Source organism: Phocaeicola massiliensis B84634 = Timone 84634 = DSM 17679 = JCM 13223 (assembly GCF_000382445.1).
GTDB lineage: Bacteria > Bacteroidota > Bacteroidia > Bacteroidales > Bacteroidaceae > Phocaeicola > Phocaeicola massiliensis.
Window position 1 is genome coordinate 371,870 of record NZ_KB905473.1, and the last position, 14,029, is coordinate 385,898.

General features: G+C 44.3%; 9 protein-coding genes, 1 tRNA gene and 1 pseudogene. 3 read left to right on the plus strand and 8 right to left on the minus strand.

Features of this window, described 5'->3' with window-relative positions:
* Window positions 1-1,143, minus strand: a complete 1,143-nt coding sequence (locus HMPREF1534_RS04615) for a hypothetical protein (protein WP_005864591.1) — start codon at window positions 1,141-1,143, stop codon at window positions 1-3.
* A complete protein-coding gene (locus HMPREF1534_RS04610) occupies window positions 1,128-1,424 on the minus strand; it encodes a hypothetical protein (RefSeq protein ID WP_005864593.1) in 297 nt (98 codons plus the stop codon). The genes HMPREF1534_RS04615 and HMPREF1534_RS04610 overlap by 16 nt, the downstream gene beginning before the upstream one ends.
* Window positions 1,425-1,451: 27 nt before the next feature.
* Between HMPREF1534_RS04610 and HMPREF1534_RS21410 the strand changes: the two genes are divergently transcribed.
* The gene (locus tag HMPREF1534_RS21410; RefSeq protein WP_005634939.1) at window positions 1,452-1,646 is read left to right on the plus strand and encodes a hypothetical protein; all 195 of its coding nucleotides are present in this window, start codon (window positions 1,452-1,454) and stop codon (window positions 1,644-1,646) included.
* Between the two features lie 80 nt (window positions 1,647-1,726).
* On the opposite strand, the pseudogene HMPREF1534_RS04605 reads toward HMPREF1534_RS21410, so the two are convergent.
* From HMPREF1534_RS04605 to sppA, 6 genes and pseudogenes are all read right to left on the minus strand, one after another.
* Window positions 1,727-2,961: pseudogene (locus tag HMPREF1534_RS04605) on the minus strand (site-specific integrase).
* A gap of 460 nt (window positions 2,962-3,421) precedes the next feature.
* A tRNA-Phe gene (locus HMPREF1534_RS04600) sits at window positions 3,422-3,497 on the minus strand.
* Window positions 3,498-3,615: 118 nt separating this feature from the next.
* Window positions 3,616-4,656 (minus strand): thiamine-phosphate kinase, encoded by a 1,041-nt coding sequence (thiL, locus tag HMPREF1534_RS04595; protein ID WP_005942863.1) that lies wholly within the window; start codon window positions 4,654-4,656, stop codon window positions 3,616-3,618.
* A gap of 9 nt (window positions 4,657-4,665) precedes the next feature.
* Window positions 4,666-5,475 carry a purine-nucleoside phosphorylase gene (locus HMPREF1534_RS04590; protein ID WP_005942865.1) on the minus strand — a complete coding sequence of 270 codons (810 nt, stop codon included), beginning with the start codon at window positions 5,473-5,475 and terminating at the stop codon, window positions 4,666-4,668.
* Window positions 5,420-6,538: a tetraacyldisaccharide 4'-kinase gene (gene lpxK, locus HMPREF1534_RS04585; protein ID WP_005942867.1), complete on the minus strand. Its 1,119-nt coding sequence runs from the start codon at window positions 6,536-6,538 to the stop codon at window positions 5,420-5,422. Before lpxK ends, HMPREF1534_RS04590 begins: the two co-directional genes overlap by 56 nt.
* Before the next feature lie 6 nt (window positions 6,539-6,544).
* The gene (gene sppA / locus HMPREF1534_RS04580) at window positions 6,545-8,329 is read right to left on the minus strand and encodes a signal peptide peptidase SppA (protein ID WP_005942870.1); all 1,785 of its coding nucleotides are present in this window, start codon (window positions 8,327-8,329) and stop codon (window positions 6,545-6,547) included.
* Window positions 8,330-8,464: 135 nt separating this feature from the next.
* Here sppA and HMPREF1534_RS04575 point away from each other — a divergent pair, with 135 nt between their 5' ends.
* Both HMPREF1534_RS04575 and HMPREF1534_RS04570 read left to right on the plus strand, forming a co-directional pair.
* Complete coding sequence (locus tag HMPREF1534_RS04575) at window positions 8,465-9,070, plus strand: nitroreductase family protein (protein WP_005942874.1); 606 nt, start codon at window positions 8,465-8,467, stop codon at window positions 9,068-9,070.
* A gap of 72 nt (window positions 9,071-9,142) precedes the next feature.
* The gene (locus HMPREF1534_RS04570; RefSeq protein WP_005942877.1) at window positions 9,143-11,983 is read left to right on the plus strand and encodes a bifunctional fucokinase/fucose-1-phosphate guanylyltransferase; all 2,841 of its coding nucleotides are present in this window, start codon (window positions 9,143-9,145) and stop codon (window positions 11,981-11,983) included.
* The last annotated feature ends 2,046 nt before the right edge of the window (window positions 11,984-14,029 follow it).

The following is a 14,029-nucleotide window of genomic DNA, read 5'->3' on the forward strand; positions in this document are numbered from 1 at the left end:
TCAGATGTTTTGAAGGTTCAACACTCTCTTGGCGGCACTGAGGGCATTGGAGGTGAGCTGCCGTTGCCATGCCTTGTTTCTGGGTGACCAGCGGAATCCGGAGGATTTCAGTTCCTTGCGTCTGTTGTCTTCGGGAATCCTGTCAAACAGGATCTGAAGGCGGTCTTCCCCATAGTTCCATACAAGTGTCCCGCCCTCGAACGGCACTTCCTTGTTTTCCCGTCTTTGCACCGCTTTCAGCCTTTCGCGCATCCGTTCCGCAAGTTCCGGCAATTGGAAGAATTTGTTTCTCGGGGTGATGACGGGTTTCCTTACCCTTGCGTTATATTCGGAAATGAAGTCCACGGCCCTGCGGACGATTTCCACTTCCCCGTGATTGGCGAAGGTGGATACCTTGTTCAGGATGCTGCTGACGAACAGGGCACGGCTATAACCCCGGCATTGTCCGGTATCAATCCCGTGGATGGTGTCGGCGCTGCTCCTGATGTCGCGTTTGAGCGTCTGCCATGCCTTTTCCAGTTTTTCTTCCTCCGGTCGTGCGGCTTCCTTTTTCCGTCTGACGGCTTCAAGAACCTTTTGCCGCCAATTGCGGAACTCCTCGTAGCGGTTCCGGTAGCTTCTGTTCGTATTCTCCTGCCTGTGGTAATCGAATCCGCCCCGTCCCGTCACCATCGGGTTGGCGCAGCGTGAGAGGGCCGAGAGCTGGGCGGACAGCTTTTGCCGGTAGGCGGCGATGTATGTATCCCGTTCCTCTTCCTGCATGAGTTGCAGGTCGTTGTGCAGCTCCTCCCCGTAGATCATGATGTCCGTCTCGCCACGAATCTCCGGGTCGAAGGAACTCCATGCGTATGCGTCGCAAGCCTGTTTCCACATATCCTCCAGATAGCCCGGATGTTTGAACGCTACGGCTTCCCAGTCTTTGAAGTCCCTGGAATGCAATTCATTGCGGTCTTCCGGATTTCCGTACAGGTGTACGTAGTTGCCCGTTCCATGATGCTCCTTTCTGAAATGGAACGGTACGGGAGGATGGTCCGTACCCTTTTCCCGGATCATCGTGACCCGGTGTGCATTCTCTGCGGTAAGGCCCGTTACTTGTTCTTCCCGGACCTTTGCTGTTGTTGTTTCAGTCATAACCGTTGCCATTCATAAATTATTTCTACCAGTTCTTCGTCCGCCAGTTTTTGGATTTCCTCGTCCGAGCAATAGCAGGCGATTTCCTCGTCCAGCTTGAAAGCTGCCGGATCATGGCTTCCGATGCCGTCCAGCAGTTCCGGCACCAGGCTGTCTGCGGCAACCGTATAGCTTCCGTCCCTGCCTTGCACCTCCCGTGCGGGATAGCTCCTTTCCCGATAAACCAACATTCTCATTTTCGGATTGGCACCCTGCTGTCCTTTGTGGACTTTGCTTGTCGTTTCTCTGTTCATACCTTCATTTTTTTTAGTTTGTTTGACATTATCGGCTCCGTGGAGCCGGTTTTTCGGTTTCTTACTTGCCGGACTGTCCTTTGCCGGGGATTGCGCAAGGCTTGGCAAAAGAAAATACCGCAGCGAAGCGAGGATGATTTTCTTTTAGCCAACCAGCCCCTGAAAGGGGCCGCCTTGCGCAATCAACCCGGCAAAGGGCTATATTTGCAGGTAAGAAATTGAAAGAATGGCAGTTATTCCTGAACTGTCCTGATACAAAAAAAGCCATCCTCCGGGGACGGCTTTAATGGTGTGTCGTACGTCTATTGCGCCAGACGTTCCTTCACATTGTTCATCGCCTCTTTCAGGCTGCTGTTCATGACCCGCGCATAATGCTCGTCATGCGTGTGGAGGCATGTCCGAGCATGACGGACACGTCCTGCAAGGGTACATTGTTGGCGAGCGTGACGGTCGTCCCGAAAGTGTGCCTGGCCACGTGCGTGGTCAGGTTTTTCTTTATGCCGCAGAAATCGGCGATTTCCTTGAGGTAGCTGTTCATTTTCTGGTTGCACATGACAGGCAGGCAGCATCCTTTCTTTATGCAGACCGGATGTTCCCTGTATTTCTCCAATATGGCCAGTGGAACGGGCAGCAGCGGGATGTTGCTGATGGAAGACGCTTTTCTGCGGTGTTCCAACTTGATCCTTCCCTTCCTTATCCACCAGTCCCCGAGATTGTCCTGTACCAGGTTTTCACCACTCAGAGTGGCGACATCGGAGAACGCCAGACCGGTGAAACATGCGAAGACAAATATGTCCCTGACCAGCTCGAGCCGTGGGATGGTGAATTTCTTTTTCATGAGGGTCTGCAACTCGTCGTAGGTCAGGAATACCGGATCGGTCTCGTCCTGCTCCATCTTGTAACCGTAAAAGGGATTCTTGCGCATCCATTCCTTTGCCAATGCCATGTTGGTAAATTTCTTGAAACATTTCATATAACGGACTATCGTGTTACGGCACAGTCCCCCCTCCGTTTTCAGGTAAATGTCAAACGCACGGATGAACTCCGGTGTCAGCTCATGGAAGGTGATATCCTCCTTGCCATAATAAGAGGGGATAAGCCGCTGCAATTTCTTCACCACGTTCTTGTACCGGTTGATCGTGACGGGAGAGTAGTCTATGCCTGCCAGTGTTTCCATTTCCCCGATGCCTTCCATCATGGTACCGAGCAGTGTACGCATTCCGGTGTCTTTCCCGAAGACACGTTTCAGGATCAGTTTCGGGGTAATCAGGGCCTGTTCCAATACCAGCTCCTTGTGTTTTTCCAAGGCGCATGCGTGCAGTTCGGCAATATAGGCGTTCAGTGCCACTGATGCCCTGTCCCTGCCTTTACTGCATCCTTTGGCGGCGTTCCATAAGTTCAGGGGCACGCTTCTTTGGATACGTACATCGTCATAGTCTCCATTGATGGTTATCCGCATCAATACCGGTGCCTCACCGTTTTTCAACAATTTCGTTTTAAGCACGAAAAACAGAATGTTCATTGTTCCCTGTTTCATCACTTTTGTTTTTTGAGGTTTACATTCAATTGTTTCGTCAAAACCGGATGGCATGAGGACGTGGAGCGAAGTGTTAAATTCGGTGGCTTTTTTGAGGGACTTGTGGAAAAGCCATAAAAATCCCATTTTTCTCAGGTTCGAATTGCCTTTTGTATCCCGGGTTCGATTCCTTTTTTTTATCCCGATGGGGAATACCGAATTTTTAAATTTCTTTCACATTTTCAACTCCATCCGGTCATGTGTGCAAAATTACTTTTTCACACCGGAGATTGGAATTGTCAAATAGTTGAAAAACAATGAAGTATGATACATATTTATGGCTTTTTCAAAAGCCTTAAAAAAAGCCACTGAATTGGCGAAATCCAACTTCACAAATATGTAATGAAATGCGTAGCGAGGGTAAAAAAAGAACCCTTGAACTATCTCTAATTCAAGGGTTTTCTAAAATTGAAAAGCTTTTTGGTGGTGCCACCAGGAATCGAACCGGGGACACAAGGATTTTCAGTCCTTTGCTCTACCAACTGAGCTATGGCACCATTGTTTCTTGTTTGCGGTTGCAAAGATAGATAAAGTTTTCTAATCTTGCAAATATTATATAAAGAAAAAATGCTGATAATAAATAAAATGCTTATTATCAGCATTTTGTAGTAGGAATTATTTTTCTTTTAATGGATTCCAACCTTGTGCTTTTAACTCAAATTCTTGTCCGTCGCGAGTGACGAGGGCGCAACCCAACTCCGGTTTGGTGATGTGCCCAATGACTTTTACGCCTTTCATGGTCGAAACCTTTTCGTGATCAGTCAAGGGAACAGTGAAGAGGAGTTCATAATCTTCGCCACCATTTAATGCACAGGTAGTGACATTCATATTGAGTTCTTCTGCCATTACAGCCGTCTGATAGTCAATGGGAATACGTTCCTCATAAACGCGGCAGCCGGTATCGCTTTGTGAGCAAATATGCAACAGTTCGGAAGAAAGTCCGTCCGAAATATCCATCATGGCAGTCGGTTTTACTCCTGCTTGGGCAAGTTCTTCAATGATATCTTTACGCGCCTCCGGTTTAAGTTGGCGCTCTAATATGTACTCCTTGCCGGAGAAATCGGGATTGGCTTCTTTTTGGTCCTGGAACACCGCTTTTTCGCGTTCCAGCAGTTGCAGACCCATATAGGCGGCCCCTAAATCACCACTGACGCAAATCAAATCTGTGTCATGCGCTCCATTGCGGTAAACCACTTTGTCTTTGTCAGCCTCGCCAATGCAGGTGATACTGATTGCCAATCCTGTGACTGATGATGTGGTATCTCCTCCCACAATATCTACATTGTGTAGTTGGCAGGCCAGCTTCAAACCATCATAGAACTGCTCTAAATCTTCTATGCAGAAGCGTTTGGATACAGCTAGCGATACTGTTATCTGCTTGGGAGTTCCATTCATGGCATAAATGTCTGAGAAGTTTACAATGGCTGATTTATATCCAAGATGCTTTAATGGTGTATAAATCAGGTCAAAGTGTACTCCTTCCATCAGAAGATCGGTAGTAACCAATACTTCTTTGTCCTTAAATTCGAGGACGGCTGCATCGTCTCCCACACCGTATTTGGTTTCGGGATTCTTTAGTTCAATATTCTGAGTCAGATGTTTGATGAGGCCGAACTCCCCCAAGGTTGCAATTTCTGTTCTATTTGTTTCTTGCATATTCTTTTTTTAAGCTCTGTTAATGAGTTCGCGCATAATGGTTGTCATCCGTGGCTGTGCTTCATCTGCCGCCTTCTGGACTTCTTCGTGGGAAACCTCCACTATTTTGCCTTCCACGCCGAGGTCGGTGATAACTGAAACTCCAAACACTTTAATGCCGCAATGGTTTGCAACAATAACTTCGGGGACAGTAGACATGCCCACAGCATCAGCTCCCAGGATATGGAACATTTTATATTCTGCCGGAGTTTCAAAAGTCGGTCCTTGTGTACCGATATATACTCCTTGCTGCACTTTGATGCCCTTTTCTTTGGCTATTTCCAATGCTTTGTTGATAAGCTCTTTAGAGTAGGCTTCGCTCATGTCCGGGAAACGGGGACCATATTCGATATTCTTTCCGTGCAACGGATGTTCGGGGAAGAAGTTGATATGATCTCTGATAATCATTAGGTCACCGATTTCAAAAGCAGGATTAGTTCCGCCGGCAGCGTTGGATACAAATAGTGTTTTGATACCTAATTCGCGCATTACACGTACCGGGAAAGTAACTTCTTTCATTGAATATCCTTCATAGAAATGGAAACGTCCCTGCATGGCCATGATGTCTTTGTCTCCCAATTTGCCAAAGATTAGTTTGCCACTGTGACCTTCTACTGTTGATACGGGAAAATTAGGAATGTCTTTATAACTTATTTCATATTTATCGGTAATTTCGTGTACCAAACTTCCTAGACCTGTGCCCAAAATAATTGCTGTCTCGGGATTAGTATGCATCTTTTCTTTCAGAAAGGCTGCGGTTTCTTGGATTTTTTCTAACATATTCGGTTATATTTAAGTTGAATAATTCTTGTTGGTCATGTAAAAAGCTCACCTCTATCGGGAGTACATAGATAAATGGTTTGATGCTTTCGTCCAGCAATGGATGGGATGACAGTCTCACCGCATCCTTTTCTGTGGTGATAATCATTCGTTTGCCTTCCGGCAGTTGTCTGAAACGGCTTTTTATGATTTCCATGTCTTGGGGTGTGAAGTCATGGTGGTCACTAAATGTCAATGGATTGATATGTTCGTTATAAGGGCTTAAGTCATGGATTAACTTAGCCGGGGATGCAATTCCGGTAACGAGCAATATATGTGCATCTTTATGAATGTTGGCGATTGGATACTCTTTTCCCTGTCGGGTGATAGGGTATAATTTGCCATAATTCAGGGTTGTGAAGTAAAGTTGTTGATAAGGATATAATCCCATCTGTTTACGCAACACCCGCACATCCATGGGAGTTATATCCTTGGGACATTTGGTTATTATCACGATATGAGCACGGTTCTTGCCTTTTTCGGGTTCGCGCATTCGTCCTGCCGGTAATAAAGCATCTTCGCAGATAGGTCGGTGATAGTCCACTAGAAGAATATTCATTCCCGGTTTCACATAGCGATGCTGAAAAGCATCATCCAATATTACGACTTCGGTTCCGGGGGCGGTATATCCGTTGCATAGCTCCTCGATACCGTGACAACGGTCACGGTCTACTGCCATATAGATATCGGGAAATTTCTGTTTCATTTGAAATGGCTCATCACCTATGATATTTACGGGAGTATTCGGTTGGGCCAATACGAAGCCTTTTGATTTTCGTTTATACCCCCGGCTTAGGACTGCCACTTTATAATTGGGTTTCAATAACTTTATCAGATATTCGGTATGAGGCGTCTTTCCGGTACCTCCTACGGTAATGTTGCCTACCGAGATTACCGGAATATCAAAGCTCTTTTCTTTGTATATTCCCCAATCAAATAGTCTGTTACGTATCCATACGCCGGCTCCGTAAAGCCACGAAACCGGGTATAGCCACTTATGTATTTTGATAAAGTTATTCTCCATTAAAAGTTATTTAATATTCAATTCGAATGGCATACGTGCCTGTACAGGATTGATTTCTTTCAGGTTTTGTAATATTTCGAAATAGCTGTAGAAACTGCCCATATATTCTTTCATCTGACTGTTGACATAGTGCTTGCGCTGGCTGTTCAGTAGATTCATGAAGAGACTTTCTTTTTCAGGATAACTGATAATAGTGTAGTTCTCTACGTTTGCTCGTTTTGCGGCTGCTGCTAATGCGTCATCTATGCCTCCCAATTTATCTACTAACCCCAAACCGACGGCCATTTCGCCCGTCCACACTCGTCCTTCAGCTATTTTTTCAATATCTGCTGCTGACATATTTCTTCCTTCGGCACAACGGTTTACGAATAACTTATACCCGTTGTTGATATAATTTTGAAGTGCTTCCTGTTCGGCGTTGTTGAACGGACGCGTTGCGAGTGGACCGAAACCGGCTCCCATATCGGCCATTTTATTAGTTTTTACTACATCGAAATCCAGCCCTAGTTTGTCTTTGAATAACTTCTCTCCCGAAGGAATCATTCCGAAGATACCGATGGAGCCGGTTAGAGTTGTCGGATCTGCAAAGATAGAATCTGCGGCGCAAGAGATGTAATAACCGCCTGATGCTGCATAATCCCCCATAGAGACGATAACCGGTTTCTTTTCTTTCAGGCGTACTACTTCGCGCCATATCTGTTCGGAAGCATAAGCACTTCCACCCGGAGAGTTTACGCGCAGAACAACTGCTTTTACATTGTTGTCATCGCGCAACCTGCGTAAGTCCCGTGTCATCTTCTGACCGTCAATGACTTCTTCGGTAGAATTGGAGGAAGCAGCATCTAAAATCTCTCCTGATGCATAATATACGGCAACAACGTTTCCACTTTTATCCTTGGGGACATTCTTTTTTACATTTATCATATCTTCAAGGAAAAGGCTGTTTAAGCTCTGGTCTTCTTTCCGTCCGGTCAGTTGTTTCAAATAAGCGATCATTTCGTCTTTATATAACACTGAGTCGGCCAGTCCGCATTTGATATATTCTTCTGCCTGACAGAGATCCATGCATTGGTCTGCATAAGCATTAAGTGAGTCTTTAGAAATGTTGCGTGACACTGAAACATCATCTAATAATTGATTCCATATAGAGTTTAAGAATACGGTGACTTGCTCACGGTTGGCGGGGCTCATTTCGGTAGCGATAAATGGTTCTACAGCCGATTTATAAGTGCCTACCTTGAAAACCTGTACATCAATGCCCAGTTTATCCAGTAAATCTTTAAAGAAGACAGGTTGGGATGCCAGCCCGTGCCATGAAATGTTTCCTTGAGGATTGATGATTACCTTATCTGCAACACTTGCCAGATAATACATACCTTGTGTATATTGGTCTGCGTATGCTACGATAAATTTACCGCTTTCCTTGAAGTCTTGAAGTGCGTTGCGTATTTCTTCCAATGATGCAAAAGAAGTAGCCAGATAAGATGGTTGGATATAGATGCCTTTAATCTTGTCGTTTTCTTTGGCTTTTTTGATGGAGGATAAAATGTCATTTAGTCCATAAGAACCATTGCCGTCTCCCATTATTTGTTGAAATGGGTTTTCCTGTACACGTTCTGATAAGTTGCCTTTCAAGTCAAGAACGAAGACCGAGTTGTCTCTTACTATGGTTTCAGAGTCTGATGAGGCTACCATGCCTACTACTGTGATAAGGCCCAGTATGGTGAGCACTATACCTGCTAAAATGACGCCTATCAAACTAGCCAATGTAAATTTAAGAAAATCTTTCATTGAATGTGTTGTTTATAATGTTAATAATTAGCTAACAAAAATAGTTGATTGTATTGAAAAAAGCAAAGAAAGTGAACTTCTTTTGCTGTATGCTTGTTTATATAGGTAAAATAACTCATAATAAATATGCTAAATATGACAAAGAAATTCAAGGATGCCATAAAGAGCCGCCGTACTTTTTATCAGATAGACAATAAATCCACGTTGTCTGAAAAAGAATTGTTGGATTTGATTCGTTTTGCTGTCGAATATGTCCCTTCAGCATTCAATTCACAAACCACACGTGTTGTTTTATTAACAGGTGAAGCTCATCAAAAGTTGTGGAATATCGTAAAAAATACTTTGCGTAAGCGGATTTCTGCGGAAGCTTTTGCTAAAACGGAACAGAAAATAGATGGTAGTTTCTCTTGTGGATATGGAACGATTCTATATTTTGAGGATATGTCTGTTGTTCATGCTTTGCAGGAACAGTTTCCCACTTATAAAGATAATTTCCCTGTTTGGGCGGAGCAGGCCGATGCTATGCATCAATTTGTCATTTGGACTATGTTAGAGGATGCCGGAATGGGAGCTTCTCTGCAACATTATAATCCGTTGGTAGATGATGAAGTGCGTGCAGCATGGAATTTGCCTTTGCATTGGAAGTTAATAGCACAGATGCCTTTCGGAGTTCCTGTGACCCGGCCCGGATCGAAAGAAGTGATGCCTTTGGATGAGCGTGTATTTGCTTTTAACGACTAAATTTTTCTTATTCTGCTTGGCTCGTTAGGGGAAAATCAGCATCTTTGCGTATTATAAATACAAAGATGCATTATGAAAAAACTTTTATCGCTTCCTCCTAATTTGGTGGAATTTTTTTATGATATAGAAAAGGCTGATCGTGATGAATGGTTTTGTACTTCCGATCCTATTGGTAGTAAATTGGGGTCGGGAGGAGGAACGGCTTGGCTGCTTGAGGCATGCAAACAACATATTGCGCCCGATAAAGACTTTTTGGAATGGCTGAGGGAAGAAAAAAGAATATTGTTGCATGCCGGCGGACAGAGTCGGCGTTTGCCCGGATATGCTCCGTCAGGTAAAATATTAACGCCTATTCCTGTCTTTAGATGGGCGAGGGGGCAGCGCTTGGAACAAAATCTGCTCTCACTTCAGCTTCCTTTATATGAACAAATAATGGAGAAGGCTCCGGCTTCTCTGCGCACATTGATAGCCAGCGGAGATGTGTATATACGTGCGGGTCAACCTCTTCAGGATATTCCTGATGTTGATGTTGTGTGCTATGGGCTTTGGGTGGACCCCAATTTGGCAAAGAATCACGGGGTGTTTGTTTCTTCGCGTAGCAATCCCGATAAATTGGACTTTATGCTTCAGAAACCTTCGGTCGAGGAGTTGGGAAAACTGATGCAAACTCACTTGTTCCTGATGGATATCGGTATTTGGTTGCTGAGTGATCGGGCTGTTGATTTGTTGATAAAACGTTCTAAAAAAGGAGGTGAACTCTCATATTACGATATGTATTCCGAGTTCGGACTGACCTTGGGTGAACATCCGCGTATTGCAGATGAAGAATTGAATGGGTTGAGTGTGGCTATCCTGCCGTTGCCCGGAGGTGAGTTTTATCATTATGGAACAAGCAGGGAATTAATCTCTTCCACGTTGGCTGTTCAGAATTTGGTGAACGACCAGCGTGAAATCATGCATCGTAAGGTGAAACCTCATCCGGCTATGTTTGTGCAGAATGCTGATGTCGCATATCGTCTTACTGCTGACAATTCTGAAATCTGGATAGAAAACAGCTGTGTGGGCAAGGAGTGGAACATTCGTCAACAGACAATTATAACAGGGGTTCCGACTAATGACTGGAAACTCAATGTGCCGTCGGGGGTATGTATTGATGTGGTACCTTTGGGAGAGGCTGAGTACGTAGCTCGCCCCTATGGATTTAATGATACCTTTAAAGGAGCATTGACAGAGGAAAGGACTATTTATCAGGGAATTTCGGTGCGTGAATGGCTTTCTTGTCGCAAAGTAGCAGTTGAAGAGATAGACGGTGCTCACGATTTGCAGGCTGCCCGTTTGTTTCCTGTTTGCTCTACAATAGAAGAGCTGGGGCTGGTAATGCGTTGGATGATTTCCGAACCCGAACTTCAGGAAGGTAAGGAAATATGGAAACGTTCTCGCCGGTTGTCGGCCGATGAGATTTCCGCTTATGCCAATCTTCGTCGTTTGGCTGCCCAGCGTGATTCCTTTCGGGTTATGAACTGGCCTGTGTTGGCTCGTAATTATGAACGTAGTGTTTTTTATCAGTTGAATTTGGATGATGCTGCTCATGAATTTGCCATTCATCATTTGGAATTGCCGGATGCATTGCCGCTTTCTGCGCCATTGATGACCCGGATAAGCGACAATATGTTTCGGGCCAGGGTGCAGCAGTTCAGTGGTAAAACCTATACGGAGTATGAAAGAAGGGCCTTTGGGTTGATGCGTGAAGGTTTGACGGCAGCTGCATTGGCAAAAAAACAGCAGCCTCATTTATCGGTTTATTCCGATCAGATAGTATGGGGAAGGAGTCCGGTTCGTATTGATTTGGCAGGCGGATGGACAGATACTCCTCCTTATTGTTTGAATGAAGGCGGAAATGTAGTGAATATTGCTATTGAACTGAATGGACAGCCTCCTTTGCAGGTTTATGTAAAGCCTTGTAAAGAATATAAGATTATTTTACGTTCTATAGACTTGGGAGCAATAGAAACTGTTACTACCTATGAAGAACTGAGTGACTTTATGCAAGTTGGTTCTCCTTTTTCTATTCCTAAAGCGGCTTTGGTGCTGGCCGGTTTCCAGCCGGAATTCTCGGCAGATGTTTATGTTACATTGGAGGAGCAGCTCAAGGCGTTTGGCTCAGGTATTGAAATCACGTTATTGTCGGCTATTCCTGCAGGTTCCGGTTTGGGTACTAGTTCTATTTTAGCTTCTACGGTGCTTGGCGCGGTATCCGATTTCTGTGGCTTGAAGTGGGATAAGAATGAAATATGCAACCGTACTCTGATTTTGGAACAATTGCTTACTACGGGAGGTGGTTGGCAAGACCAATATGGAGGTGTCCTTCGTGGTGTTAAGCTTCTTCAAACTCATGCCGGTATGGAGCAAAGTCCGTTGGTTCGTTGGTTGCCTGATTATTTGTTTACGGGTAGTGAATATCAGAAGTGTCATCTGTTGTATTATACCGGTATCACTCGCACTGCTAAGGGAATTTTGGCTGAGATTGTACGTAGTATGTTCCTTAACTCTACAGAACATCTTGCACTGTTGGGAAGCATGAAGAGTCATGCATTTGATTTATATGAAGCTATCCAACGTGGAAACTTCGATGAAATGGGGCGTTTGGTGGGTAAAAGCTGGAAGCAGAATCAGGCTCTTGATTCGGGAACTAATCCTGCGTCGGTTGAGGCTATCATTCGTCAGATTGATGATTACTGTTTAGGTTATAAGTTGCCTGGAGCAGGTGGAGGAGGTTATCTTTATATGGTAGCCAAAGACCCCGAAGCTGCTGTTAAAATCAGAGCAATATTGACTCAAAATCCGCCTAACAGTTGTGCTCGTTTTGTTGATATGACATTGTCTGACAAAGGATTGCAGGTTAGTCGCAGTTAGACTGGTAAGTTGTATGGCTGGGTAATTGCTTTTTGATATTTTCTTTGGGAGTGTGTCAAAACGTGGATAATGCTGTCGTTTAGTTTGTTGGGACGAGGTTTGCTCGTCCGAAAACAGTTTACTTTGTGTCTTCGGGCAGGCAACCCCTGCCCCTACAGCTGAGATTGGATAGGCCGGTTTAGTTTTGATACACTCCCATTTCAATAAAACTCTTATCTTCAGACAGTGTGTTATTGCTAACCACTCTTGGCACTGCTTCAATTCTTATGCGGATTGCTTCGTTTCGTACCTTCCTTTCTCCTTTCATTATTCGTTAAAACGCCCTGTTGATGAGGCTCCGCTAATGAATGGATGTCTTGTTGTCACTCTTTCAGCCTCCTTTCATTCGTAAAACTTCTTCCGACAGACAAAGGCTGAAGGCAGATTGTGAAGGGACTTGGGAAGCACGGCTGAAGGGAGGATGAGGGGATGTTCTTTCATTATTAACCGGCTGATTATCCGCATGTTTTGATAAAAATGTAAGGATGAACGGGAAAGAAGTAATGACCGACTTGGTGGGGAGAGGTGCAATCTGCTCTTACATAAAAAGCATGCCGAGCTTTTCTAAAAAGACTTTGATGTTTTTGAAAAAGACTTTGATGTTTTTTAAAAATATCAAGGTCTTTCTGCAACATGCATCGTGATTTAAAATGTGTACGTACGCATCTGGTTATACATACGTACGTATCGGACTATACATACGGTGCCATCGGGCTACACATATATACGCATCGGTTTACACGTACGTATGTAACTAACTCGAAATATGTAATGTTATTTTAAATGTTAAGCAGTTGTGATATAGACGATTAGTTGCCTTCTGTACGTGAAATGTAGTTTCTATTTATTTGGTAGTTTAAAAACAAGGCTGGCGAGAAACAGGTGGAGGCGCTAAGTCTGCCTAGTGCTGTTAGGAACCTTCTTGTCTACTCTTCTCCGTGCGCATACATGCGCGCCCGCAATATAATTATGTGTGTCCCATTTTCTTCCAGTTCTGTTGCTTTCAAAAAGTCTTTGTTCTGTGTTGTTGTAAATCAGTATGTTACAAACAAGTTTCAAAAAAGTGTAAGAAAAATCAGATGATATGTTTGGCAGTTAGGTTGAAACCGTGTACTTTTGCATCCGCAATCGAGAGAGATGCGGCACTGAAACAGTGTGTAACTGACTTGGTGAGACAAACGTAGGAGAGTTTCTTCCTTATAAAGGATTCTGCACCCAGTATCTTACCTTAGCGGGGCTAAGGGAGCGAGAACGGATAAGACCTTTTGGAGCATGCAACCAGCCGCCTGAAAAAAAAAGTTCAAAAAAAACTTTCGAAAACATTTGGTGGTTAAAAATAAATCTCTTACCTTTGCACCCGCTTTTCAAACGAAAGCACATAAAGAAGAGTTCTTTGAAACGATTATAGATAAACAAACAAGTAGTACAAGTCTGCATGTTATATAATATATAATGTGTAGAGAAACAGAAACCGTCAATTATAGATTATTGATAGATTTGGTTCTTGAGCAGATTATCAACTTACGTGTTGAAAAAAGATATTTTTACAATGAAGAGTTTGATCCTGGCTCAGGATGAACGCTAGCTACAGGCTTAACACATGCAAGTCGAGGGGCAGCATGGTCTTAGCTTGCTAAGGCCGATGGCGACCGGCGCACGGGTGAGTAACGCGTATCCAACCTGCCTTACACTCTTGGACAGCCTTCTGAAAGGGAGATTAATACAAGATGTTATCATGAGTAAGCATTTTCGCATGATTAAAGGTTTACCGGTGTAAGATGGGGATGCGTTCCATTAGATAGTAGGCGGGGTAACGGCCCACCTAGTCTTCGATGGATAGGGGTTCTGAGAGGAAGGTCCCCCACATTGGAACTGAGACACGGTCCAAACTCCTACGGGAGGCAGCAGTGAGGAATATTGGTCAATGGACGAGAGTCTGAACCAGCCAAGTAGCGTGAAGGATGAAGGTTCTATGGATTGTAAACTTCTTTTATACGGGAATAAACG

Coding starts and splice junctions, on each gene's coding strand:
- thiL (WP_005942863.1), bottom strand. CDS start 4,656: ATGCAAGAAACAAATAGAACAGAAATTGCAACCTTGGGGGAGTTCGGC.
- sppA (WP_005942870.1), bottom strand. CDS start 8,329: ATGAAAGATTTTCTTAAATTTACATTGGCTAGTTTGATAGGCGTCATT.
- HMPREF1534_RS04610 (WP_005864593.1), bottom strand. CDS start 1,424: ATGAACAGAGAAACGACAAGCAAAGTCCACAAAGGACAGCAGGGTGCC.
- HMPREF1534_RS04590 (WP_005942865.1), bottom strand. CDS start 5,475: ATGTTAGAAAAAATCCAAGAAACCGCAGCCTTTCTGAAAGAAAAGATG.
- HMPREF1534_RS04575 (WP_005942874.1), top strand. CDS start 8,465: ATGACAAAGAAATTCAAGGATGCCATAAAGAGCCGCCGTACTTTTTAT.
- HMPREF1534_RS04615 (WP_005864591.1), bottom strand. CDS start 1,143: ATGGCAACGGTTATGACTGAAACAACAACAGCAAAGGTCCGGGAAGAA.
- HMPREF1534_RS04570 (WP_005942877.1), top strand. CDS start 9,143: ATGAAAAAACTTTTATCGCTTCCTCCTAATTTGGTGGAATTTTTTTAT.
- lpxK (WP_005942867.1), bottom strand. CDS start 6,538: ATGGAGAATAACTTTATCAAAATACATAAGTGGCTATACCCGGTTTCG.